The 24,248-nt window shown below is 61.0% G+C and carries 23 protein-coding genes; 15 read left to right on the top strand and 8 right to left on the bottom strand.

The window, feature by feature from the left end; translation table 11 throughout:
• Window positions 1-269: 269 nt before the first annotated feature.
• Window positions 270-1,235 carry a GlxA family transcriptional regulator gene (locus tag AC07W4_RS02380; protein WP_495031373.1) on the top strand — a complete coding sequence of 322 codons (966 nt, stop codon included), beginning with the start codon at window positions 270-272 and terminating at the stop codon, window positions 1,233-1,235.
• A 145-nt stretch (window positions 1,236-1,380) separates the two neighbouring features.
• Here AC07W4_RS02380 and AC07W4_RS02375 read toward each other — a convergent pair whose 3' ends face one another.
• Both AC07W4_RS02375 and AC07W4_RS02370 read right to left on the bottom strand, forming a co-directional pair.
• Entirely contained in the window at window positions 1,381-3,780 is a 2,400-nt protein-coding gene (locus AC07W4_RS02375) for a penicillin acylase family protein (RefSeq protein WP_495031372.1), read from the bottom strand.
• Between the two features lie 103 nt (window positions 3,781-3,883).
• Window positions 3,884-4,465, bottom strand: a complete 582-nt coding sequence (locus tag AC07W4_RS02370; RefSeq protein WP_495031371.1) for a DUF6436 domain-containing protein — start codon at window positions 4,463-4,465, stop codon at window positions 3,884-3,886.
• 96 nt (window positions 4,466-4,561) lie between these two features.
• On the opposite strand from AC07W4_RS02370, the gene bipL reads away from it, so the two are divergent.
• Window positions 4,562-5,509 carry a phospholipase BipL gene (gene bipL / locus AC07W4_RS02365; protein ID WP_495031370.1) on the top strand — a complete coding sequence of 316 codons (948 nt, stop codon included), beginning with the start codon at window positions 4,562-4,564 and terminating at the stop codon, window positions 5,507-5,509.
• A 129-nt stretch (window positions 5,510-5,638) separates the two neighbouring features.
• On the opposite strand, the gene AC07W4_RS02360 is transcribed toward bipL, so the two are convergent.
• Window positions 5,639-6,391, bottom strand: coding sequence for a DUF2059 domain-containing protein (locus tag AC07W4_RS02360; RefSeq protein WP_495031369.1), 753 nt, complete (start codon window positions 6,389-6,391; stop codon window positions 5,639-5,641).
• Window positions 6,392-6,499: 108 nt separating this feature from the next.
• Between AC07W4_RS02360 and AC07W4_RS02355 the strand changes: the two genes are divergently transcribed.
• Together AC07W4_RS02355 and AC07W4_RS02350 are read left to right on the top strand one after the other, a co-directional pair.
• Window positions 6,500-7,132, top strand: coding sequence for a 2OG-Fe(II) oxygenase (locus AC07W4_RS02355; RefSeq protein ID WP_495031368.1), 633 nt, complete (start codon window positions 6,500-6,502; stop codon window positions 7,130-7,132).
• A 2-nt stretch (window positions 7,133-7,134) separates the two neighbouring features.
• Window positions 7,135-7,620 carry a 2-thiouracil desulfurase family protein gene (locus AC07W4_RS02350; RefSeq protein ID WP_495031367.1) on the top strand — a complete coding sequence of 162 codons (486 nt, stop codon included), beginning with the start codon at window positions 7,135-7,137 and terminating at the stop codon, window positions 7,618-7,620.
• 141 nt (window positions 7,621-7,761) lie between these two features.
• On the opposite strand, the gene AC07W4_RS02345 is transcribed toward AC07W4_RS02350, so the two are convergent.
• Window positions 7,762-8,346, bottom strand: coding sequence for a transporter substrate-binding domain-containing protein (locus AC07W4_RS02345; protein WP_495031366.1), 585 nt, complete (start codon window positions 8,344-8,346; stop codon window positions 7,762-7,764).
• Between the two features lie 135 nt (window positions 8,347-8,481).
• Here AC07W4_RS02345 and AC07W4_RS02340 point away from each other — a divergent pair, with 135 nt between their 5' ends.
• A complete protein-coding gene (locus AC07W4_RS02340; protein WP_495031365.1) occupies window positions 8,482-8,907 on the top strand; it encodes a DUF4399 domain-containing protein in 426 nt (141 codons plus the stop codon).
• Window positions 8,908-9,036: 129 nt separating this feature from the next.
• On the opposite strand, the gene serA is transcribed toward AC07W4_RS02340, so the two are convergent.
• Window positions 9,037-10,266 (bottom strand): phosphoglycerate dehydrogenase, encoded by a 1,230-nt coding sequence (gene serA / locus AC07W4_RS02335; RefSeq protein WP_495031364.1) that lies wholly within the window; start codon window positions 10,264-10,266, stop codon window positions 9,037-9,039.
• A gap of 204 nt (window positions 10,267-10,470) precedes the next feature.
• Between serA and AC07W4_RS02330 the strand changes: the two genes are divergently transcribed.
• The 4 genes from AC07W4_RS02330 (at window position 10,471) to AC07W4_RS02315 (ending at window position 14,774) form a co-directional block, all read left to right on the top strand.
• Complete coding sequence (locus tag AC07W4_RS02330; RefSeq protein WP_032829505.1) at window positions 10,471-11,865, top strand: FAD-binding oxidoreductase; 1,395 nt, start codon at window positions 10,471-10,473, stop codon at window positions 11,863-11,865.
• A 38-nt stretch (window positions 11,866-11,903) separates the two neighbouring features.
• Entirely contained in the window at window positions 11,904-12,569 is a 666-nt protein-coding gene (locus AC07W4_RS02325; protein WP_007995532.1) for a fumarylacetoacetate hydrolase family protein, read from the top strand.
• 257 nt (window positions 12,570-12,826) lie between these two features.
• Entirely contained in the window at window positions 12,827-13,753 is a 927-nt protein-coding gene (locus AC07W4_RS02320) for an SdiA-regulated domain-containing protein (RefSeq protein WP_495031363.1), read from the top strand.
• Between the two features lie 106 nt (window positions 13,754-13,859).
• On the top strand, window positions 13,860-14,774 hold the full coding sequence (locus AC07W4_RS02315; RefSeq protein WP_495031362.1) for an SdiA-regulated domain-containing protein: 915 nt from the start codon (window positions 13,860-13,862) through the stop codon (window positions 14,772-14,774).
• Between the two features lie 160 nt (window positions 14,775-14,934).
• Here AC07W4_RS02315 and rpiA read toward each other — a convergent pair whose 3' ends face one another.
• The gene (rpiA, locus tag AC07W4_RS02310; protein WP_495031361.1) at window positions 14,935-15,609 is read right to left on the bottom strand and encodes a ribose-5-phosphate isomerase RpiA; all 675 of its coding nucleotides are present in this window, start codon (window positions 15,607-15,609) and stop codon (window positions 14,935-14,937) included.
• Window positions 15,610-15,876: 267 nt separating this feature from the next.
• On the opposite strand from rpiA, the gene ilvA reads away from it, so the two are divergent.
• On the top strand, window positions 15,877-17,391 hold the full coding sequence (ilvA, locus tag AC07W4_RS02305) for a threonine ammonia-lyase, biosynthetic (protein ID WP_495031360.1): 1,515 nt from the start codon (window positions 15,877-15,879) through the stop codon (window positions 17,389-17,391).
• A 40-nt stretch (window positions 17,392-17,431) separates the two neighbouring features.
• Complete coding sequence (locus AC07W4_RS02300; protein ID WP_495031359.1) at window positions 17,432-17,857, top strand: DUF2269 domain-containing protein; 426 nt, start codon at window positions 17,432-17,434, stop codon at window positions 17,855-17,857.
• 117 nt (window positions 17,858-17,974) lie between these two features.
• On the opposite strand, the gene AC07W4_RS02295 is transcribed toward AC07W4_RS02300, so the two are convergent.
• Window positions 17,975-18,631 carry a histidinol-phosphatase gene (locus AC07W4_RS02295; protein ID WP_495031358.1) on the bottom strand — a complete coding sequence of 219 codons (657 nt, stop codon included), beginning with the start codon at window positions 18,629-18,631 and terminating at the stop codon, window positions 17,975-17,977.
• Between the two features lie 143 nt (window positions 18,632-18,774).
• On the opposite strand from AC07W4_RS02295, the gene AC07W4_RS02290 reads away from it, so the two are divergent.
• Entirely contained in the window at window positions 18,775-19,254 is a 480-nt protein-coding gene (locus AC07W4_RS02290; protein WP_003229203.1) for an RNA pyrophosphohydrolase, read from the top strand.
• Window positions 19,255-19,276: 22 nt separating this feature from the next.
• The gene (gene ptsP / locus AC07W4_RS02285) at window positions 19,277-21,556 is read left to right on the top strand and encodes a phosphoenolpyruvate--protein phosphotransferase (RefSeq protein WP_495031357.1); all 2,280 of its coding nucleotides are present in this window, start codon (window positions 19,277-19,279) and stop codon (window positions 21,554-21,556) included.
• Window positions 21,557-21,670: 114 nt separating this feature from the next.
• Here ptsP and AC07W4_RS02280 read toward each other — a convergent pair whose 3' ends face one another.
• Window positions 21,671-22,417 carry an NRDE family protein gene (locus tag AC07W4_RS02280; protein ID WP_495031356.1) on the bottom strand — a complete coding sequence of 249 codons (747 nt, stop codon included), beginning with the start codon at window positions 22,415-22,417 and terminating at the stop codon, window positions 21,671-21,673.
• Window positions 22,418-22,551: 134 nt separating this feature from the next.
• Between AC07W4_RS02280 and AC07W4_RS02275 the strand changes: the two genes are divergently transcribed.
• Window positions 22,552-23,334 carry a sulfite exporter TauE/SafE family protein gene (locus tag AC07W4_RS02275; protein WP_495031355.1) on the top strand — a complete coding sequence of 261 codons (783 nt, stop codon included), beginning with the start codon at window positions 22,552-22,554 and terminating at the stop codon, window positions 23,332-23,334.
• A gap of 97 nt (window positions 23,335-23,431) precedes the next feature.
• Complete coding sequence (gene lgt, locus AC07W4_RS02270; protein WP_015097247.1) at window positions 23,432-24,238, top strand: prolipoprotein diacylglyceryl transferase; 807 nt, start codon at window positions 23,432-23,434, stop codon at window positions 24,236-24,238.
• Window positions 24,239-24,248: the final 10 nt, after the last annotated feature.

Raw genomic sequence — 24,248 nt, 5'->3', positions numbered from 1 at the left:
ATGAGCGTGCAATTCGCGCCAACCTCGCTTGTTGGGTGTGGATTGGCTAGGGTTGATCCCATTGTGCATACGCATCTTGTAGCAGCTGCCGAGCCTGCGAGGCTGCGTCCGGCTGCGCAGCGGCCGTAAATCCTGGGTATGCGGATTACCTGAAAGACCTCGGTGGGTGTTTTCACGACTGCTACGCAGCCGGACGCAGCCTCGCAGGCTCGGCAGCTGCTACGGATCGCGTGACAGCTGCTTTTCATTTTGAGAGAGCGTTTTGAACCATGAGTAAAACCATCGCCATCGTGGTCTTCGCCGGCGTTCAGTCGCTGGACGTCACCGGCCCCATGGATGTGTTTTCCGAAGCCAATCGCTTCCTTGCCCCTGAGGATCACTATCGTCTGGAGGTGATCGGCGTCGAGCGCGGTGTGATGGCGTGCTCCAACGGTTTGGCACTCAATGCCCATCGGCATTTCAGTGAAGCGCTGGAGCCGTATGACCTGTTGCTGGTGGCGGGCGGGCCGCAGTTGTCGTTCATGAGCTTCGGTGTGGCATTCGACACCTGGTTGCGCGATGCCTGCGCCCGGGCCAAGCGCTTTGGCTCGATCTGCAATGGCGCGTTCATGCTCGCCCGGGCCGGATTGCTGGAGGGGCGCACGGTCACCACGCACTGGCAGGACGCATCGGATCTGGCGGCGTTGTGCCCCTCGTCCCGAGTGGAGGCGGATCGACTGTATGTCGAGGACGGCGAGCTGTTCACCTCGGCCGGGGTCACAGCGGGGATCGATCTGTCGTTGTATCTATTGGGTCGGGATCACGGGCCGGAAGTGGCGCTGAATGTCGCCAAGCGACTGGTGGTGTTTACCCAGCGTTCGGGCGGGCAATCGCAGTTCAGCCCGTTCCTTACGCCCCACGCCGAAGCGGATTCGGCGGTGGCGATGGTGCAGCATTACGTGCTGGCCAATTTGACGGGCGACCTGACCATCGCCGACCTGGCCAATGCCGCCAACATGAGCGCGCGCAACTTCTCCCGGGTGTTTGCCAGGGAAGCGAAAATCACCCCGGCCGAGTTCGTCGAGCGCGCGCGGATGGATGCGGCTCGGGTGATGCTCGAAAGCACCCGGGCGCCGCTCAAGACCGTGGCCTATCAATGCGGTTTTCGCGATGCCCAGCATATGCGCAGTGTGTTCAATCGTAGATTGGGGGTGACGCCGCAGCAGTTCAGGCTGAATTTTGCGGCGATGGTTTGAGCTGACATTTTTGTTGTTTGTGAGAGCCTCTTCGCGAGCAAGCCCGCTCCCACAGGGATCTGTGTCGAACACAAATTTTGTGAACACCAGAGAAACCTGTGGGAGCGGGCTTGCCCGCGAAGGGGCCGGTCCAGCCAATGCAAAATTACTGAGCAGCCCGCGCCGGCAACAGCTTCAACGTACTGCGGGTATTGGCCGTGACCTCTTCATCATTGAGATGCGCCTGGAAGTACATCCCCTCGATGTAGGCCTCGGCCTGATCATCATAGTGGTTGTCGAACAGGACTCCGCTCTGGCCGACCGGGTTGACGGTCAGGCTGTGGGTCGGATCGGCGAAGTCGATCAGGCGTCGGGTCGAGGGGCCGTAGGTGACGGGCCAGGGGGCCGGTCCGATTTTCGCCGAGAGGTTGTTCGGCACTTCATGGGTGCCCGGTGCGGCGAAGGGGCCGACATTGAAGAACAGGTCCAGCGGCTTTTGCTGTCCCAGCGGATGGCCGTGGGTCAATGTGTGCGCGCTGCCCCACTGCCATTGCGAGGTGTCTGCGCCGAGGGTGCTCTTGAGGTGCGCGAGGCTGGCTTGCCAGGCGGCCTTCACCGTGTCGGCACGGGATTCCTTGCCGAGGGTGCTGCGGTTGTCCCACCACGGTGAATCGGCGCTGGCGGCCAGGCGGGGGAGCGCGGCGTCGATCACCCGGGTCGAGAGCAGCGTTTCGAAGAAATCGTTGCCCAGCTCGTCATGCATCGTCGCGTCAGCCAGGTTGAACAGGAACTGGTTGAACAATGTGGCGCTGGTCGAGTCGAGGGGGTAATCGCCTGTCCACTGGGCCAGTTGCTCCACCAGCTTGAGTTCGGCGGGATCACTCACCACTTCGCGCAATACCGGCAATAGTGGTGCCAACAGGCGCGGGCCGTAGGCGGTGGTGGTGCCCAGTTGCAGTTTCTGGCTGTTTTCCAGGTCCCATTTGACCGCTTTGTCGCTGAGCTGGCGATTGAGTTGCTGGCCGCGATCGGCAAGGTTGTAGTACCCGGGAATCTCCATGCCGGTCGGCGACACCGGCTGGAAGTTGGCCGAGACGATGTAGCCCCGGGCCGGGTTTTCCTCTTGAGGGTTGGCCGTGAACGGGTAGAAGCCATCCTTGTCCGCCTCGGCGGTGCTGCCGTCGAGAATGAACCACGGGCGTACACCCGCCGGGCGTTTAGGCAATTGCGCCGCCGCCCACCAGCCGATGTCACCCTTGGCATTGGCCCAGACAACGTTCAGGCCCGGGGCCTGGATTTTCGCCGCGGCACCACGGGCCTTGGCCAGGGTGTCGGCGCGATTGAGCTGGTAGAAACCCTCCAGGATCGGGTTCTGGCTTTCGAGAAATGCCCACCACATGGCAATCGGCGTTTTGCCGGCGCCGCTGCCCAAGGCATCGTTGACGATCGGGCCGTGGGGCGACTGGCGCAACACCAGGGTGACTGGCGCCTGGCCCTTGACCGCGATCTGCTGTTCGCTGGTCGTCATGTCCACCCACTTGCCGCGATACCAGACCTGATTGGGGTTGTCCGGGTTGACCTTCTCGGCAATCAGGTCGAGGTCGTCGTTCTGGAACATGGTGATGCTCCAGCCGAAGTCGTGGTTCATGCCCAGCGAAGCGAACGGCATCAGGGCCTGATAGTGGCCGTAGAGTTCGAAGCCCGGCGCCGAGAGTTGAGCTTCGTACCACACCGACGGCGCGGAAAAACGGATATGCGGATCGCCCGCCAGCAGTGGCTTGCCGCTTTGGGTCCGGCTGCCCGCGACGACCCAGGCGTTGCTGCCCTCGAACTGTGGCAGGCCGTTGTCAGCCAGGGCTTGTTCGCTCAGGCGTGCGAGGGCGTTGAGGTCTTTCCAGTCGGCGCTGGCCAAGGTGGTGCCGGTCCCGTTGAGCACGCCCTTGGGCTGCCAGTCGAGATCGAAGATGTTCAGGTATTCGGGCCCCAGTTGATCGCGAACGAATGTCAGCAAGGGTTCGGTACGAAATGCCGCGGCAAAACTGTAGGCCATGTAGCCGGCGATGCTGATGGTGTCCTGGGCGGTGAATGGGCGTTTTGGAATGCCCAGCACATCGAACTCCACGGGTTTTGCGTGGCTGTCCTGATACTGGTTGATGCCATCCAGATAGGCTTGCATGGCAATGAAGGAAGCCGACTGTTTGTCGAGATTTGCGAAGTAGGTTTCGGCGCGTTCACGAATGCGCAGGCTGCGCATCAGTTTGTCGGTGTCGAGCAGTTTCGGCCCGAGCACTTCAGCCAGTTCGCCACGGGCCAGGCGACGCAGGACTTCCATCTGGAACAGGCGGTCCTGGGCATGCACATAGCCGAGGGCGCGGTACAGGTCGGTTTCGTTGTCGGCGCGGATGTGCGGCACGCCGCGCTCGTCGTAGCGCACGGTGACGGAGCCTTGCAGGTGTTGCAGTTCCACCATGCCCTGGCGTGACGGCTGCTTGCTGTAGAGGTACCAACCGGCCCCGGCGGCCAGCATGACGATCAACAGAGCGAGAGCGGTCAGGCTGCGTTTCATGGAGACTCCTTGTTGTTATTGTGATTCCTGGCGCCACTGTGTAACACGGCGCGGCGATTTGGCGCATCGCCCGTAGGAGGGATTCGTATTGCCGCGTCTTTCCTTATTTAGTTGGCTCGACAGGCCACGGGCAGTAACACCCCACCGCCAGTGTGTGCGTGGCACTGACCGCACGGCCTTCATCCAGCGCTTGCAGGATCGGTTCGATAAAGCTGTTGCTGGAGTTGCAGGTCAGGCCTTCGCTGTAGGGGCCGAAGTACGCCAGTTTGCCGCTGCGGTCCCAGATCGCCACTGCCGGGCTGGCGGGGATCTGTTCGGAACCGGGCAGGACGTCGATGGTTTTGAGGCGGCTCAAGGTGCCCGGTAACTGGCCATGGCTACCGGTTTTTTGCACGGCATAGAATTCCACGCCATGGGGAGCGTAGCGCTCGACCAGTTCGCTCAGGTGTTGTTGATTGCCGACATTGCACGGGCAGGCCGGGTCCCAGAAGTGCACCAGGCGGATGGCGCCAGGGCCGGCGAGGGATTCGGGAAGGCGCAGCGGATCGCCGGAAAACATTGCCGTGTGCTCGCTGAAGGCCCGCAGGTAACGCCCCTGGAACCAGTCGTAGGCCGCCCACAATGCGCCGGCACACACCACGGCGAGCAGGCTGGCAAACAGGGTGGCGCGAAGGGGCGGGCGCATCGGTTCAATCCTCGAAGGGCGGCTAGCTTGCCATGCTTGCCGCGACAGATGAATATCGCAGGCCTATAAAGTCCGTTTCACGTTCTGGAATCGTCCATGCCGGCCACTTTCGACCCCGATCTTCTACGTGCAAGCCTGCTGCCATTGGCGGCCGGGCAGCCGTTGTCGGCGCAGGCGCAGGCTTACCAGCGATTCTACGGGCTGGATTTTGCACCGCGTCAGGTGCGCAGTGGCCTTGGGCGATTCGAGGTCGATGGTTATGAGCTGGTCAGTCAGTTCTGGTGGCCTGAGCGAGCCAAGGCGACGCTGTTTGTCATCCACGGTTTCTACGATCACACCGGGCTCTACCGGCATGTGATCGAATGGGCGCTGGACCAGGGCTTTGCGGTGATTGCCTGCGACCTGCCGGGGCATGGCCTGTCCAGTGGCGAACGGGCGAGCATCAATGATTTCGCCGAGTATCAGGACGCGTTGCAAGGGTTGTTCAGCGAGGCGCAATCCCTCGACTTGCCGCAACCGTGGCACCTGTGCGGGCAGAGCACCGGCGGGGCGATCGTGATCGACCATGTACTCAATGCGGGGGTGAGCAGCCCGGCCCAGGGTCAGGTGATCCTGTTGGCACCGCTGGTGCGGCCGCGAGCGTGGGGTTGGTCGCATCTGAGCTATTACTTGCTCAGGCCGTTCGTCAAAGCCATCGCCCGGCGCTTCAGCGAGAATTCCAACGACCCGGCCTTTCTGCCGTTCCTGCAGGCCGATCCATTGCAGCCGCTACGTTTGCCGACGGCCTGGGTGGGCGCGCTGGCACGCTGGATCAAGCGCATCGAGGCCGCACCCATGAGTACCCGCCGGCCGTTGATTGTGCAGGGGCAGGCCGATATGACGGTGGATTGGGAGCACAACATGGAAGTGTTGCGGGGCAAGTTTGATCGGCCGCAGGTGCTGATGCTGCCCGAGGCACGGCATCATCTGGCGAATGAAACACTGGAGATGCGGCAGGAGTATTTAGGGTTTTTGACCAGGCGGATCAAGGGCCGGAATCCTTAGTGACAGTTCCGGCCCCTTCGCGGGCAAGCCCGCTCCCACAGGTTTTTCGGTGATCACAAAGTTGTGGGCTTACTCCAATCAGTGTGGGAGCGAGCTTGCTCGCGAAAGCGGTCTGTCAGGTGCCGAAGATCACTGGGTCAGGTTCGAATTGCTCTGTCCCACCGCCAACCCTGCGCGAATCGCTGCCAGCGCCGCCTGATAGTAAGCCTGGCCTTCCGCTGATTCGGCAAAGGTCGCGAACTCTTCCAGTTCGTTGTCCGACAGGTCGCGATAGACGTAGAGCAGCGTGTTGTTCAGGTCGCTGCCGATCTGGTCCATCAGGCGCTGGCGCTGGCCGTTGAGCATGCCCTGTGCCTGACCGGCACCCAACAGCCCGGGAATCATCGAGCTCAAACTGTCCGCGGCCACACCGGCAATCGCCAGGCTGACTTCCGCGCCGGCCTCGCGTGCGGGCAGGGCTTGCGCCAGGTGGCCGATGATCAGCATGCGGCTGTCGCTGGCCTGCATCTTCGGCAGGCCCTTCGCATTTTTAGCCAGTTGGTCGCGACGGGTCGCCAGCAGTTCGGCGGCGACGACTTTCTTGCCCAGGGGCGACTGGAAAAACGTCAGCGCGGGTTTGGGGTCGGCGAGGTTCTTGCGCAGTTGCGCTTCGGCGCGCTGGTCCACGGCCTGGGCGGAAAATCGCTGATTGCTGTTGCTGACCAGTGCCTGAAACACCGCCGGAGGCAGGCTGCCCTGGTAGCGTTGCTGAGCAGCCGAGAGGGCATCGCTGAAATGCGCGCGCTGTTCCGGCCAGCCGGCGACCTTGTACAACTGGTCGTGGCCGTCTGCCCAGGCGGGCAAAACGCAGAACATCAGCAGTGATAAAAGCAAACGGCGCATAGGGACTCCTGTCAGCAGGCGACTATTCTCCGTGCGGCACCCCTGCTTGTCGAGAATTCGTATCAACCCGCTGCGCGGCTCTGTCGGATTTCCGGGCACAGGAATACTATGCGCGCCATGCAAATATCCTCTGATCACCCGCTGCTGCTACGAATCGTCGACGACCTGGCCGAGCACGGCTGGTCGCAGCAGAATATCTTCCTGCCTCTGGATCTGACCCGAGCGCTGGCGACCGAGTGTCGCAAACGTGCTGCCGAGGGCGAGCTGGCTCCGGCCGCCGTGGGCCGTGGGCCGTTTTCGGAGATTCGCGAAGGGATTCGTGGCGACCATATCCAGTGGATCGACCCTGGCCAGGCCGAGGCGTGCGACAGCTACCTGAGTTTGATGAACAGCCTGCGCGAGGCGATCAATCGCGGTCTGTTTCTCGGCCTGGAGGATTTCGAAAGCCATTTTGCGATGTACCCGCCCGGTGCCTTCTACCTGAAGCATGTCGACCGCTTTCGCGATGACGACCGGCGCATGGTTTCGGCGGTGGTTTACTTAAATGACGGCTGGCTTCCCGAACATGGTGGCCAGTTGCGCATGTACCTCGACAATGATCGTGTCCAGGACGTGCAACCTATCGGCGGCTGCCTGGTGGTGTTTCTCTCCGGAGAGGTTCCCCATGAAGTCCTGCCCGCGACCCGCGATCGCCTGTCTTTGACCGGCTGGTTCCGCCGGCGCGGCAACGAGCCGTTCTGATCATGCAAAAAATTCTCGTCAGCCGCTGCCTGTTGGGCCACCGGGTTCGTTACGACGGCGGGGCCAGCGGGCCGTTCGATCAGCTTCAGCAGTGGCTTGATGAGGGGCGGGTCGTGCCGTTGTGCCCGGAGGTGGCCGGAGGTTTGCCAACACCTCGGGCGGCGGCGGAAATTCCAGGCGGGCAGGGCGCGCAAGTCCTCGACGGCCAGGCGTTGGTGGTCACCACCGAAGGCGAGGACGTCAGTGCGCAGTTTCTGTCGGGGGCGTATCAGGCCCTGGAGCTGGTACAAAAGCACGGCATCCGCATCGCCATCCTCAAGGCCAACAGCCCGTCCTGCGGCAACCTGCTGACCTATGACGGGACGTTCAGCGGTGTGAAGGTCGATGGCGAGGGCGTGACGGCGGCGCTGCTCAAGCGTCATGGCGTGCAGGTATTCAGTGAGCTGGAGCTGCCGCAGGCGGCACAGGCGTTGGCAACACTGAACTGACAACCGACACAAAACCAAGTGTGGGAGCGGGCTTGCTCGCGAAGGGGGAATGTCAGTCGAAAGAGATGCTGACTGACACACCGCCTTCGCGAGCAAGCCCGCTCCCACAGGTTTTGCATTCACTTGGGCTCCAAAATGGGCTCAAGGCTTCGGCACCACACCCGCATCCGCCCCCAACCACTTCTGCTCCAGCGCTTGCAGGCGCCCGTCATCCTTGATCCGCTGCAAGGCGTTCTCCAGGCTGGCATGGAACGCCGGATTGCCCTTCTGAAACGGAATCGCCAGGCTCACGGCCGGGTCGGATTTGGGCTTCTCTTGCGTCAGCGACTGAACCAGCAAAATGGAGCGCGGCTCTTCTTTCTGCGCGATCAATTGCGCATTGGTTTGAATGTAGGGTTCGCTGAAGTCGAAACGATCACTGAGATCCGGGGTCACTGCTATGTGGTTGATAGCGATGTCGTATTTACCGCTTTCGACGCCGGTCAGCAGATCGCTGCCGTCGGTGACGACGAAGTCGGCCCGGACATCGAGTTCACTTGCCAGCAGTTGGCCCAGTTCGACTTCGAAGCCGGTGAGCTTGTCGTCATCCTTGAAATTGAATGGGGGAGTGTTGGCTTCAACGGCAATGCGCAATTCGCCCCGGTCGTTGACGTCATCAATCAGTTCGGCATGAGCCAAAGGGCTCAGAAGGGGTAGCAGGCAGATCAGGCCAGGCAGAAAGCGCATGGTCACTCCTTTGAATTTATTCTCGCGACCCTCTGATTCAGGCTCGCTTTGCTATGGTTGTCGAGTGCCTTCGACAACAAATGGCCATGAAGTTGTCATGGTCACGCGGATTTTACGGAAAAACTGGAGAAGAGAATGAAAACCTTTATGTCACGTGCTGCTTTGGCTGGCCTGTTGATGGGTGTTTCGGTGCTGGCCAGCGCTGCAACGCCGGCTCCGAAAGGTGCCGAAGTGTCCATTGTTTCTCCCGAGGACGGTGCGACGATTCCACAGACAGTCGTCGTCAAGTTCGCGGTCGAGAACATTGCCTTGGCACCGGCGGGCGATACCACCAAGAACACCGGTCATCACCACGTGCTGATCGACGTCGATGAGCTGCCAGCCGCCGGTGCGCCGATCCCCAAGGATGCCAACCACCTGCATTTCGGCGGCGCGGAGACCCAGGCGGAAATAACGCTCACGCCGGGCAAGCACACCTTGCAGCTTGAGTTGGGCGATAGCAACCACATGCCGTTCGATCCGCCGATCGTTTCCGAGAAGATCACCGTCAATGTGAAATAAAAAAGGGAGCCCGCTTCGCTGGGACTCCCTTTTTTATAGTTGCAAGCTGCAAGCTATAAGCTTCAAGTCAAAGCAAAAGCGAACTCAACTTGTAGCTTGTAGCTTGTAGCTTGCCGCTTGTAGCTGCTTTTAGAACAACACACGGCTACGGATGGTGCCTTTAACGTGTTGCAGCTTCTCTTGCGCCAGGTCCGAGTACTCGGCGTCGACGTCGATCACCACGTAGCCGACTTTCTCGTTGGTCTGCAGGAACTGACCGGAGATGTTGATGCCGTTTTCGGCGAAGACCTTGTTGATCTCGCTGAGCACGCCCGGAATGTTTTCGTGGATGTGCAGCAGGCGGTGCTTGCCAGGGTGAGCCGGCAGGGCCACTTCCGGGAAGTTCACGGACGATACCGAAGTACCGTTGTCGCTGTACTTGACCAGTTTTTCCGCTACTTCCAGACCGATGTTGGCCTGGGCTTCAGCGGTGGAGCCACCGATGTGCGGGGTCAGGATCACGTTGTCCAGGCCACGCAGCGGGCTTTCGAACTCTTCGTCGTTGGAGCGTGGCTCCACCGGGAATACGTCGATGGCCGCGCCGATCAGGTGCTTGTCCTTGATGGCGGCGGCCAGGTGGTCCAGTTCGACCACGGTGCCGCGGGCGGCGTTGATCAGGATGCCGCCTTTCTTGATGGCGCGGATTTCCTTCTCGCCCATCATCCACTGGGTGGCGGCAGTTTCCGGTACGTGCAGCGAAACGATGTCGGACATCGCCAGCAGCTCGTGCAGGTTGCCTACCTGAGTAGCGTTACCCAGCGGCAGCTTGGTGATGGTGTCGTAGAAGTACACCTGCATGCCCAGGCCTTCAGCCAGGACCGACAGTTGAGTACCGATCGAGCCGTAACCGACGATACCCAGCTTCTTGCCGCGGATTTCGAAGGAGTTGGCCGCGCTCTTGATCCAGCCGCCACGGTGGCAGGAAGCGTTCTTCTCAGGGATGCCGCGCAGCAGCAGGATCGCTTCGGCCAGCACCAGCTCCGCTACGGAACGGGTGTTGGAGTACGGTGCGTTGAACACCGCGATGCCGCGTTCGCGGGCCGCATCCAGGTCGACCTGGTTGGTGCCGATGCAGAAACACCCTACAGCCACGAGCTTCTTCGCGTGATCGAAGATCTCTTCGGTCAGTTGAGTGCGGGAGCGAATGCCGATGAAGTGAGCATCAGCGATCTTTTCCTGGAGCTGGGCTTCCGGCAGAGAACCAGTGAGGTACTCGATGCTGGTGTAGCCCGCCGCCTTGAGGACGTCGACAGCCGATTGGTGGACGCCTTCGAGAAGAAGGAACTTGATCTTGCTCTTATCGAGAGAAGTCTTGCTCATCTGCGTAAACCTGTATCCCGGAGAAAAATGGCAGGAAATGGTCAACAGACGCTGACCCGAGCGGCATGACAGCCGTCGCCGCAGAATAGCCGTTGGGCACTATGCTGCGGGGTCGGTATGCTAGCATATGCGCCCCGCTAAACACTCATTCCTGCGACGTGAAGCGTTCTCAGGATGACCATGAATTGTTCGAGAGTTCTGTCGATGACCAATCCTGCCCTGATTGAAGAGCTGAAGACCCTGGTTGAGCCTGGCAAGGTGCTGACCGATGCCGACTCCCTGAATGCTTACGGAAAGGATTGGACCAAGCATTTCGCCCCGGCCCCGACCGCCATCGTGTTCCCCAAGACCACTGAGCAGGTCCAGGCCATTGTCCTGTGGGCCAATAAACACAAGGTGGCGCTGGTGCCGTCCGGTGGTCGCACCGGCCTTTCCGCTGCAGCGGTAGCGGCCAATGGCGAAGTGGTCGTGTCTTTCGACTACATGAACCAGATCCTCGACGTGAACCTCACTGACCGCACTGCCGTTTGCCAGCCGGGCGTGGTCACCGAGCACCTGCAGAACGTGGCCGAAGAAAACGGCCTGTACTACCCGGTGGACTTCGCTTCGGCCGGTTCGAGCCAGATTGGCGGCAATATCGGCACCAATGCCGGCGGGATCAAGGTGATTCGCTACGGCATGACCCGTAACTGGGTCGCTGGCATGAAAGTGGTCACCGGCAAGGGCGACGTGCTGGAACTGAACCGCGACCTGATCAAGAACGCCACCGGCTACGACATGCGTCAGCTGTTCATCGGCGCCGAAGGCACCCTCGGTTTCGTGGTCGAAGCGACCATGCGTCTGGACCGCGCCCCGAAAAACCTCACCGCGATGGTTCTCGGTACCGCCGATTTCGACTCGATCATGCCGGTGCTGCACGCCTTTCAGAGCAAGCTTGACCTGACCGCTTTCGAATTCTTCTCCGACAAGGCCCTGGCCAAGGTCATGGCCCGTGGCGATGTACCGGCGCCGTTCGAATCCGATTGCCCGTTCTACGCGCTGCTGGAATTCGAAGCGACCACCGAAGAAGTGGCCAACCACGCCCTGGAAACCTTCGAGCACTGCGTCGAGCAGGGCTGGGTGCTGGATGGCGTGATGAGCCAGAGCGAAACCCAGCTGCAGAACCTGTGGAAGCTGCGCGAATACATCTCCGAAACCATTTCCCACTGGACGCCGTACAAGAACGACATCTCGGTCACCGTGTCGAAAGTCCCGGCATTCCTGAAGGAAATCGACGCGATCGTCGGTGAGCACTACCCGGATTTCGAAATCGTCTGGTTCGGCCACATCGGCGACGGCAACCTGCACTTGAACATCCTCAAGCCGGATAACCTGAGCAAGGATGAGTTCTTCGCCAAGTGCGCCACCGTCAACAAGTGGGTGTTCGAAACCGTCGAGAAGTACAACGGTTCGATCTCCGCCGAGCACGGCGTGGGCATGACCAAGCGTGACTACCTGACCTACAGCCGTTCACCGGTCGAGATCGAGTACATGAAAGCGGTCAAGGCGGTGTTCGACCCGAACGGCATCATGAACCCGGGCAAGATTTTCGCTGTTTGATTTTCGAACTTTAAGAGCCAACGAAGCAGGAGTCGGTAATGAGCTATCAGCACCAGTATGTCGACGGTACGCGCATTCACTTCCCGCTGGGAAAAGTGGTGTGCATTGGCCGTAACTACGCCGAACACGCCAAGGAACTGGACAATCCGGTGCCGACCGAGCCACTGCTGTTCATCAAGCCGGGCAGTTGCGTGGTGCCGCTCGAAGGCGGTTTCAGCATTCCGACCGAGCGCGGTTCGGTACATTACGAGGCGGAAATCGCGGTGTTGATCGGCAAGCCGTTGTCGACCAAACCGAGCCGTGAAGAAGTGCTCGACGCCATCTCCGGTTTCGCCCCAGCCCTGGACCTGACCCTGCGCGACAAGCAGGCGGAGCTGAAATCCAAGGGTCTGCCGTGGGAAATCGCCAAGTCCTTCGACGGTGCGGCGGTGATTGCTCCGTTTGTGTCCGGCAGCACCTTTGCCGACCTGACCGACATCGGCATCCGCCTGACCATCAACGGCGAAGTGCGCCAGGACGGTAACAGCAGCGCAATGCTCAACCCGATCGTGCCGATGATCCAGCATATGGCCGGCTGCTTCTCGTTGCAGGCCGGGGACGTGATCCTCACCGGTACGCCAGTGGGCGTTGGTCCGCTGAATGTCGGTGACGAGATCGTTCTGGAGTTGCCGGGCGCCAGCCGGTTTACCAGCAGCGTTCGCTAGCCCAGGCACTGCCAAGCCCTGTGGGAGCGGGCTTGCTCGCGAAAGCGGTGTGTCAGGCAACACTTATGTCGACTGTCACGCCCTCTTCGCGAGCAAGCCCGCTCCCACTTTGGTTTTGTTGTGGCCTGTAGATAACTCACCCTGTCATTTCCCGTTTTTTTCACATCCAGTCTGGATAATTTCAGGGCTATTGGCCTCTGAGCCGGCCCCAAACTGTGCTATTACCCCTAGCCTGAATTTCTGGAACGCATTCCCCGATGGCCACTCCTCCGCTTTCCACGTTGAAACCTGCCCGCCGTTCGCGCTTCGCCCTGCGTTGGCACACCGGGCTGCTGTTGGTGGCTGTTGTCGCCTACGGCGTTGCATTCGCCATGCACTGGGATGCGCGGGGCGTGCTCTGGGTGAAAGAGCAATTCAAGAGCCCGGCCGAGCGTCACGCCAGTATCTGGCTGCCGGACTACCGTGCGGTGATCGATGCCAAGCCGTTGCCTGGCATGGAGAAGGACGAAGCATCGGATGTGGCCTATGACCCTCAGACCAAGACCCTGTTTTCGGTCATGGGCAAGAACCCGTTCCTGGTCGAGTTGAACCTGCAGGGCGATGTGCTGCGCAAAATGCCATTGGTTGGCTGGAGCAACCCTGAGGGCGTCACCGTGCTGGGCGACGGCCGACTGGCCATTGTCGATGAGCGCGAGCATCTGATCGTTATCGTCAAGGTCGATGCCGATACCCGCGAACTGAACATCGCCGACTTCCCGAAATACGACCTCGGCCCTTCCAAAGACCAGAACAAAGCCTTTGAGGCTGTTACCTGGGATCCGGACAATCAGCAACTGCTGCTGGGCGAAGAGCGCCCGCCGGCATTGTTTGCCTGGAAAGGTGATGGCAAGGTCCTGACCGGCGACAAGCTGAAGCTGGCCAGCCATGCACTGGACATGCGCAACCTGTCTGCCCTGGCCGTCGATCCACGGACCGGCCACATGCTGGTGTTGTCCGCCGACTCGCACCTGTTGATGGAGCTGGACAAGCAGGGGGAACAGGTCAGTTTCATCACCCTGCTGCGTGGCTTCAACGGCCTGAAAAATACCATTCCCCGTGCCGAAGGCGTGACCATGGATGAATCGGGCACGCTGTATATGGTGAGTGAGCCGAACCTGTTTTATCGTTTCGAAAAACAGAAGTAACCAGCGCCCGCGCTGATTGCCTGTACGTAAAAGGCCAGCGGCCATTAAGCTTCAGTTCAGACGGGCGTGATATTTCATCCGCCCGTTTTGACCCGAGCCCGCCCGAATGCATCGATTTGCCCGCCCCAAATCCCTGATTCTGATCTTGTCGGTGGTCTTGCTGATCGCATTGATAGCGATCGCCCAGTACATGCGTCTGTTCGAGCGCGCCTGGTTCAATCTGCATACGCTGTGGCAGCCGGTGAGTTCCCGGTCCATGGGTCTGGACCAGTATCAGGTCGTGAACGAGGCGCAGGTGATCGATGGCCTGGTCGACAACGTTTCAGCGCTGACCTACGACCCGGTGCGCAAAAGCCTGTTCACCGTCACTAACAAACGAAGCGAACTGATCGAGTTGTCCCTCGACGGCAGGATCCTGCGTCGTGTGGCGCTGGTCGGTTTCGGCGATCCGGAGGCGGTGGAGTTCATCAGCGAGGACGTCTATGTGGTCACGGACGAAAGCCAGCAGCGGCTGATCAAGATTCGTCTGGAGCAGGACACCACCTTCGTCGATGCGGCAGACGCCGAACAGATGACCATTGGCGTACACATGGGTGGCAACAAGGGCTTCGAGGGGCTGGCTTACGATTCGGTGGGCAAGCGCCTGTTCGTCGCCAAGGAGCGCAACCCGATGCTGATTTACGAGGTGCACGGTTTTCCGCGCTTCAATCCTGAGGAATCCTACTCGGTACACGTGATCAACGACCCCAAGCGTGATGCCGGGATGTTCGTGCGAGATCTGTCGAGCCTGCAATACGACGAGCGCAGCGGGCATTTGCTGGCACTGTCGGATGAGTCGCGATTGATTCTGGAACTGGATGTGGATGGGCGGCCGCTGAGCACAATGTCATTGAGCAAGGGGCACCATGGCCTGCAAAAAACCGTGCCGCAAGCGGAGGGGATCGCCGTGGACGATGACGGGGCGCTGTACCTGGTGAGTGAGCCGAACCTGTTCTACGTGTTCAAGAAACCACAGCCCTGACAAACAATGCATAACCCTGTGGGAGCGGGCTTGCCCGCGAAGGCAATCTGTCAGTTGACATCTCTATCGACTGACACGACCCCTTCGCGAGCAAGTCGGATCGCCGCACCGCCGCTCCCACAGGTATTTCATCTGCCCACAAACAGGCGGGCAGTCTGGCTTACTGTGCGCGCAGGGTCTTCACGCCTTCGCTGGTACCCAACAGCAACAGATCCGCCGGACGCGCGGCGAACAATCCATTGGTGACCACGCCGACGATCGCATTGATCTGCGTTTCCAGTTCCACCGGGTTGGTGATCTGCATGTTGAACACGTCGAGGATGATGTTGCCGTTGTCGGTCAGCACGCCTTCGCGGTAAACCGGGTCGCCGCCGAGCTTCACCAACTCGCGGGCCACGTGGCTGCGGGCCATCGGGATCACTTCCACCGGCAGCGGGAAAGCGCCGAGGACCGGCACCAGCTTGCTGGCATCGGCGATGCAGATGAAGGTCTTGGCCACGGCCGCGACAATCTTCTCGCGGGTCAGGGCAGCGCCGCCGCCCTTGATCAGGTTCAGGTGCTCGTCGCTTTCATCGGCGCCGTCGACATAGAACTCCAGGTCGCGGACGGTATTCAGTTCGTACACCGGAATCCCGTGGCCCTTGAGGCGCGCGGCGGTGGCTTCGGAACTGGCGACGGCGCCATCGAATGCGCCCTTGTGCCTGGCCAGCGCATCGATAAAGCAATTGGCGGTGGAGCCGGTGCCGACCCCGACGATGCTCTTGTCGTCGAGTTTCGGAAGGATGAAGTCGACGGCGGCCTGAGCCACTGCCTGTTTGAGTTGATCCTGGTTCATGCGGGCTCCGGGGTGCCGAGGAGGGGACGAAAGGCCGGCATTATAGGCTTCGAGGCAGGGAAGGTCATTGCCCGATTGGCAGGTCGACCGTTCCTTGTAGGAGCGAGCTTGCTCGCGATGGTCGTGAACGATAACGCGTGAAAATAGATGTGCAGCGGTGCCATTGCGTTTTTCGCGAGCAAGCTCGCTCCTACAACAGGTGGTCGTGCGGCCAAAATGCGGGTTAGACTCCTTGGTCCTGCCCAACCCGCTCAGTGATGCTTTCCGATGCTTGAACAGTACGTCAAAAAGATCCTCACCTCGCGCGTTTATGACGTTGCCGTAGAAACCCCGCTGCAGACTGCCCGCCAGCTCTCTGAGCGGCTGGGCAACAGCATTTGGCTCAAGCGCGAAGACTTGCAGCCGGTGTTCTCGTTCAAGATTCGCGGCGCCTACAACAAGTTGACCCAGTTGAGCGACGAAGAGCGCGCTCGCGGCGTGGTCACCGCGTCGGCGGGCAACCATGCCCAGGGCCTGGCCCTGGCGGCGAAGGTGTTGGGCGTGAAAGCGACCATCGTCATGCCCAAGACCACCCCGGAGATCAAGGTCGAAGGCGTGCGCTCCCGTGGCGGCAAAGTGGTGCTGCACGGCGATTCGTTCCCGGAAGCCCTGGCCTACTCGCTGAAACTGGTCGACGAAAAAGGCTACGTCTACATTCACCCGTATGACGATCCCCACACTATTGCCGGGCAGGGCACCGTGGCGATGGAGATTCTGCGCCAGCACCCGCAGCCACTGGATGCGATTTTCGTCCCGGTGGGCGGTGGCGGGCTGATCGCCGGTATCGCCGCGTACGTGAAATACCTGCGCCCGGACATCAAGGTCATTGGTGTCGAGCCGGATGATTCCAATTGCCTGCAAGCGGCCATGGCGGCTGGCGAGCGTGTGGTATTGCCAACCGTGGGCCTTTTCGCCGACGGTGTTGCGGTGGCCCAGATCGGTCAGCACACCTTTGACATCTGCAAAGACCATGTCGACGAAGTGATCACCGTCAGCACCGACGAAATCTGTGCCGCCATCAAGGATATCTACGACGATACCCGCTCGATCACCGAACCTGCCGGTGCCTTGGGCGTGGCCGGGATCAAGAAGTATGTCGAGCAGCGCGGCGTCAGCGGCCAGACCTTCGTGGCCATCGACTCCGGGGCCAACGTCAACTTCGATCGCCTGCGCCACGTCGCCGAGCGTGCGGAGCTGGGCGAGGGTCGCGAAGCGATCATCGCCGTGACCATTCCCGAGAAACCGGGCAGCTTCAAGGCGTTCTGCGAGGCCATCGGCAAGCGCCAGATCACCGAATTCAACTACCGCTACAACACCGGCAGCGAAGCGCACATCTTCGTCGGCGTGCAGACCCACCCGGAAAACGACCCGCGCAGCACGTTGATCGCCAGCCTGAGCGAGCAGGGTTTCCCGGTGCTGGACCTGACCGACAACGAACTGGCCAAGCTGCACATCCGCCACATGGTCGGCGGGCGTGCGGCGCATGTGGTCGACGAAGTGATCCTGCGTTTCGAATTCCCGGAGCGTCCGGGCGCGCTGTTCAACTTCCTCAACAAACTGGGCGGGCGCTGGAACATTTCGATGTTCCACTACCGCAACCATGGCGCGGCGGATGGTCGTGTCGTCGCGGGCCTGCAAGTGCCCCACGACGAGCGCCACCTGGTGCCGGCGGCGCTGGAAGAAATCGGTTACCCGTACTGGGATGAAAGCGACAACCCGGCCTATCAGCTGTTTCTTGGCTGAACGGCTACGCTGACGGGCAAGGCAATAAGGAAATCTGACAATGGAAACGTTAACTGCCCTGAAAGCGGCGCACATGGTGGCAACGGTTGTACTGCTGGCTTGTGCGCTGGGGCTGGGAATCTGGGTTTTGCTAGCGCGGCGCAAGGGTGACGCGACGGCGGGTAGTCGTACATTGCAGCGGCCAAGGGTGTTTGTCTGGCTGCTGATGGGCCTGGCGCTGCTGAGCATGCCGTTTACCGGCTGGTGGATGGTGCATCTGGTGGGCTGGCCGCTGGGGCAGACCTGGTTGCTGGCCTCCAGCGTACTTTACACCGTAGCGGCACTGGCGTGGTTCTGGCTGCTGGTGCGGCTGAACAAGCTGCGCAAGGTGCCGGGTGCTGTGGGGAAACTCACCTTTGCCCTGGCGTTGTTCAGTTTTGTCTGCTTGGTTGCCATTGCCGGGTTGATGGGTGCCAAACCGGTTTAAGGCGGATCTGTAGCAGCTGCCGAGGCACGAGGCTGCGATGGGCTGCGAAGCGGCCCCTGAGGGCGGTCCTGCGGACCGCAACGCAGCCTCGTGCCTCGGCAGCTGCTACAGGCGATATCAATCGCGCAACGAAATCACCGGCCAGCCACGCTTCTCGGCCTCGGCCCGCAGATTCGAATCAGGATCGACAGCGATCGGATTAGCCACCAACTCCAGCAGCGGCAAATCATTCATCGAGTCGCTATAGAAGCAACTGTCTTCCAGCGTAAATCCGGTCTCCTCCAGCCAGCGATTCAAACGCGTCACCTTGCCTTCACGGAAGCACGGCACGTCGGTGCTGCGCCCGGTGTAGCGGCCGTCGAGCATTTCGCATTCGGTGGCGATCAGGGTTTCGACCCCCAGGCGCTCGGCAATCGGCCCGGTGACGAAGCGGTTGGTGGCGGTGATGATCACCAGTTTGTCACCGGCCGCGCGGTGCCTGGCCAGCAACTCGATGGCCTTGGGCAGCAGGATCGGTTCGATGCAGTCGCGCATGTAATCGCTGTGCCACTGATCCAGCGTGGCCATTTCGGTACGGCCGAGCACTTCCAGGCAGAAGTTCAGGTAAGCAGCGTTATCCAGTTTGCCGGCCAGGTAATCCTGGTAGAACTCATCGTTGCGTGCCTTGTAGGCGACGGCGTCGAGAAAGCCGCGCTCGCACAGGTAATCGCCCCAAGCGTGATCGCTGTCACCGCCCAGAAGGGTGTTGTCCAAATCGAATAAAGCCAGGCGCATTACAGTTACCCGCTGAAAAGTCAGTAAAAAGGCGACAAGAATACGGTCTTTTCACAAGAGTGCACATAAGGTAGGTCGGCTCGTTGCTGCTTTCACAACCTTTGTGGAACAATGCGGCGACATGCGTTTGCGAGGTTGTTGCCGTGATCGACCCCGATGGTTTTCGCCCCAATGTCGGGATCATTCTGACGAATGACGCCGGCCAGGTGCTATGGGCTCGCCGAATCAATCAAGATGCCTGGCAGTTTCCGCAGGGGGGAATCAACCCCGAAGAGACGCCGGAAGACGCCTTGTACCGCGAGCTGAACGAAGAAGTGGGCCTTGAGCGCGAAGATGTTGAAATTCTCGCCTGCACCCGGGGCTGGTTGCGCTATCGTTTGCCGCAACGTCTGGTACGTACCCACAGCCAACCGCTGTGCATCGGCCAGAAACAGAAATGGTTTCTCCTGCGCCTGATCTCCAACGAGCAGCGGGTGCGGATGGATTTGACCGGTAAACCGGAGTTCGATGGCTGGCGCTGGGTCAGCTATTGGTATCCGTTGGGCCAGGTGGTGACATTCAAGCGCGAGGTGTATCGACGCGCTCTCAAAGAGCTTGCCCCGCGCCTTTTAGCGCGCGACTGACGACGGAGTTCGACCCCGAGCCATGCTCAATACGCTGCGCAAGATCGTCCAGGAAGTTAACTCCGCCAAGGATCTCAAGGCGGCGTTGGGGATTATTGTGTTGCGCGTCAAAGAGGCCATGGGCAGCCAGGTCTGCTCGGTCTACCTGCTTGATCCGGAGACCAACCGGTTCGTGCTGATGGCCACCGAGGGCTTGAACAAGCGCTCGATCGGCAAGGTCAGCATGGCGCCCAACGAAGGTCTGGTGGGTCTGGTCGGCACGCGCGAAGAACCCCTGAACCTCGAAAACGCCGCGGACCACCCGCGCTACCGCTACTTCGCCGAAACCGGTGAAGAGCGCTTCGCCTCGTTCCTCGGTGCGCCGATCATTCACCACCGCCGCGTCGTCGGCGTGTTGGTTATCCAGCAAAAGGAGCGCCGCCAGTTCGACGAGGGCGAAGAAGCCTTCCTCGTGACCATGAGCGCGCAGCTCGCCGGCGTTATCGCCCACGCCGAAGCCACCGGTTCGATCCGTGGCCTCGGTCGTCAGGGCAAAGGCATCCAGGAAGCCAAGTTCGTCGGCGTGCCGGGTTCGCCGGGTGCGGCGGTCGGTACGGCGGTGGTCATGCTGCCACCGGCCGATCTGGATGTGGTGCCGGACAAGGCCATCAGCGACATCGAGGCCGAGCTCAAGCTGTTCAAGACCGCCATCGAAGGCGTACGCGCTGACATGCGCGCGCTGTCCGCCAAGCTTGCCACGCAGTTGCGCCCGGAAGAGCGCGCCTTGTTCGACGTCTACCTGATGATGCTCGACGATGCCGCGCTGGGCAGCGAAGTCACCACGGTGATCAAGACCGGTCAGTGGGCCCAGGGCGCGTTGCGCCAAGTGGTCACCGATCACGTCAACCGTTTCGAATTGATGGACGACGCCTACCTGCGCGAGCGTGCCTCGGACGTCAAGGATCTCGGCCGTCGCTTGCTGGCTTACTTGCAGGAAGAGCGCCAGCAAACCCTGGTCTACCCCGACAACACCATTCTGGTCAGCGAAGAACTGACGCCGGCGATGCTCGGCGAGGTGCCGGAAGGCAAGCTGGCCGGCCTGGTGTCGGTACTCGGTTCCGGTAACTCCCACGTCGCCATCCTCGCCCGCGCCATGGGCATCCCGACCGTGATGGGCCTGGTCGACCTGCCGTACTCCAAGGTCGACGGCATCCAGATGATCGTCGACGGCTACCACGGCGAGGTCTACACCAACCCGAGTGAAGTGCTGCGCAAGCAGTTCGCCGAGGTGGTCGAGGAAGAGAAACAACTGGCCCTGGGGCTGGATGCGCTGCGCGATCTGCCGTGCGTGACGGTCGATGGCCACCGCATGCCGCTGTGGGTCAACACCGGCCTGCTGGCGGATGTGGCACGCGCGCAGAAGCGCGGTGCCGAAGGCGTGGGCCTGTACCGCACCGAAGTGCCGTTCATGATCAACCAGCGTTTCCCGAGCGAAAAGGAACAACTGGCGATCTACCGCGAACAACTGGCGGCGTTCCACCCGCAACCGGTGACCATGCGAACCCTGGACATCGGCGGCGACAAATCGCTGTCGTACTTCCCGATCAAGGAAGACAATCCGTTCCTCGGCTGGCGCGGCATTCGCGTCACCCTCGACCACCCGGAAATCTTCCTGGTTCAGACCCGCGCCATGCTCAAGGCCAGTGAAGGCTTGAACAACCTGCGCATCCTGCTGCCGATGATTTCCGGCACCCACGAACTGGAGGAAGCCCTGCACCTGATCCACCGTGCCTGGGGCGAAGTGCGTGACGAGGGCTGCGACGTACCAATGCCGCCGATTGGCGTGATGATCGAGATTCCGGCGGCGGTGTACCAGACCAAGGAGCTGGCGCGGCAAGTGGACTTCCTGTCGGTCGGTTCCAACGACCTGACCCAGTACCTGCTGGCCGTGGACCGCAACAACCCGCGGGTCGCCGACCTCTACGACTACCTGCACCCGGCGGTGCTGCAAGCCCTGCAAAACGTGGTGCGCGACGCCCATGCCGAAGGCAAGCCGGTGAGCATCTGCGGTGAAATGGCCGGTGATCCGGCGGCGGCGGTGCTGTTGATGGCGATGGGTTTCGACAGTTTGTCGATGAACGCCACCAACCTGCCGAAAGTGAAGTGGATGCTGCGCCAGATCAACCTGAGCAAGGCCAGGGAATTGCTGGCTGAGCTGATGACCATCGACAACCCGCAAGTGATTCACAGCTCGTTGCAGCTGGCGCTGAAGAACCTCGGGTTGGCGCGGATGATCAATCCGGCAGCAATCAAGCCCCTCTGAGCCTGTAGCGGCCTCTTCGCGAGCAAGCCCGCTCCCACACTGGATTTGTGAACGACGCAAATCCAGTGTGGGAGCGGGCTTGCTCGCGAAGACGGCAGGTCAGACAACACATCCCTAAAGCCTGATCTCCACCTCCCCAAGATGCCCGCCAAACGGCCCGAAACTGCGTTCGACCAGATGCCGCGTCCCATCCGCCTGCACGATCAACGCCGTGCTCGCCCGCGTCCCATAACTCTGACTGGCGATAAACACACTCGATAGCAGTGTCTCGGTGGCCAAGCCGACCCCCGTATCCGGCAACTCGGCAACCGGCGCTGGCTGCGAATCACTGAGCAAGGCCAGCAATGCTTGAGGCTGCGGATCATCCAGCACCTCGCTCAAGGCAGCCTTGGCCTTGAGCAGCTTCGGCCAAGGCGTATCCAGCCCGGCGTTCGACACGCCGTAGACGCCCGGTTGCAGCATCACGGCTTGCGTCTGCCGGGCATTGAAGTGCCAGAGCTCATTGGTATTGCCGACCAGCAGGTTAAAGCCACCGTACTCCAGCGAATGGGCGACAACATCGGCCAAATAGTCGTCAATTGGCATTTCCCCGGTGAGAAATCGCGCGACCAGTTCCCCACGAGACTTGTGCCCTGGCGGTCGATGGGGATCGCGGATGTTGGTCAGCGCCGCAAATCGTCCGTTGGCGCCGACACCGAGCCAGGTTCCACCGGCCTCCAGGTCGCGCCCCGCATGCACGTGCGGCGCTTCGGGCCATGGCGCCAGCGGCAGGCTGGGGCGGGCGTAGAATTCATCGCGGTTGGCCGCCACGACCAGCGGCTGGGCATGACCCGGTCGCCAGGCAAAAACAATCAGGCACATCAGGCTGTCCTTGTGTGTTTTTTGCTCACTCTACGCAGACATCGCTCATCGATCCATCGCCTTGCGCAGTGGAGCTTGAGGCTATGCATCCGTTACCATGCCGCTCCGGTTTTGGGGATGCGGGCGGGACGACTATGGAATTTCTGCTCTATCTGGCGCTCGGCGCCTGTGCAGGTGTACTCGCCGGGCTGTTTGGCGTGGGCGGCGGGATCATCATCGTCCCGGTGCTGGTGTTCAGCTTCAAGGCCCAAGGGTTCGATCCGTCGATCCTCACGCACCTGGCAGTGGGTACCTCCCTGGCGACGATCATCTTTACCTCGGTCAACGCGGTACGAGAGCATCACCGTCGTGGCGCCGTGCGTTGGTCGATCTTTCTATGGATGACCGTCGGCATTCTGGTCGGTGCCGGGTTCGGCGCGCTGACGGCCGAAGCGATTTCCGGCCCCAACCTGCAGAAGCTCATTGGTGTATTCGCCCTGGTGATTGCCACTCAGCTGGCGCTGGAGGTCAAACCCAAGGCCAGTCGAACCGTGCCGGGCAAACTCGGTCTGACCGTGGCCGGCAGTATGATTGGCTGGGCTTCGGCGATTTTCGGCATTGGCGGCGGTTCGTTGACCGTGCCGTTCCTGACCTGGCGCAGTGTGCCGATGCAGCAAGCCGTGGCCACTTCATCGGCCTGCGGTCTGCCGATAGCCCTGGCCAGTGCATTAAGTTTCATGATTCTGGGCTGGCACGATCCGTTGCTCCCGGCCCATAGTCTCGGTTTCATTTATTTGCCGGCGTTGCTGGGCATTGCCCTGACCAGCATGGTGTTCGCCCGTTTGGGTGCGCGACTGGCCCACAGGTTGTCGCCGAAGTTGCTGAAAAGGCTGTTTGCCGCTTTGCTGTTCTGCGTCGGTCTGAACTTTCTAGTCTGAAGCATCTGCTCTGACGCACAGCGCAATCCTGGCTTAATCCTGAGGTGGCAGCGTCGCCCGGGAATTTTTAAGATTTGAACTCTAACGAGGAGTCGCAATGCTGCCTTACCCGCAGATCGACCCGGTGGCCCTGGCCATCGGTCCGCTGAAAATCCACTGGTACGGCCTGATGTACCTGATCGGCATCGGCGGCGCCTGGCTGCTGGCCTCCCGCCGGTTGAACCGCTTCGACCCGACCTGGACCAAGGAAAAGCTCTCCGACATGGTGTTCTGGATGTCGATGGGGGTAATCGTCGGCGGACGTCTGGGTTATGTGCTGTTCTACGACCTGAGCGCTTACCTGGCCAACCCGACGCTGATTTTCGAAGTGTGGAAGGGCGGCATGTCGTTCCACGGCGGTTTCATCGGCGTGATGCTGGCGGCGTTGTGGTTCGGCAAGAAGAACAACAAGTCGTTCTTCCAGCTGATGGATTTCGTTGCGCCGATGGTGCCGATTGGCCTGGGCGCCGGGCGTATCGGCAACTTCATCAACGCCGAGTTGTGGGGCAAGGCAACCGATGTGCCGTGGGCGATGGTCTTTCCGACCGATCCGGCGCAACTGGCGCGTCATCCGTCGCAGCTGTACCAGTTCGCCCTCGAAGGCGTGGCGTTGTTCCTGATCCTCTGGCTGTTCTCGCGCAAGCCGCGGCCGACCATGGCGGTATCGGGGATGTTCGCGCTGTTCTATGGCATCTTCCGTTTCATCGTCGAGTTCGTCCGGGTACCGGACGCGCAACTGGGCTATCTGGCCTGGAACTGGCTGACCATGGGCCAGGTGCTGTGCCTGCCGATGATCGTCGGCGGCCTGGTCCTGATCTGGCTGGCGTATCACCGCGCCCCGGCAACTCCAGCGGCAGCCGTATAAAATTCGAACC

Source organism: Pseudomonas sp. GW821-FHT02A08 (genome assembly GCF_059422045.1).
The sequence above is the reverse complement of the archived record's forward strand: the minus strand, read 5'-3'. Positions and strand labels throughout refer to the sequence as shown.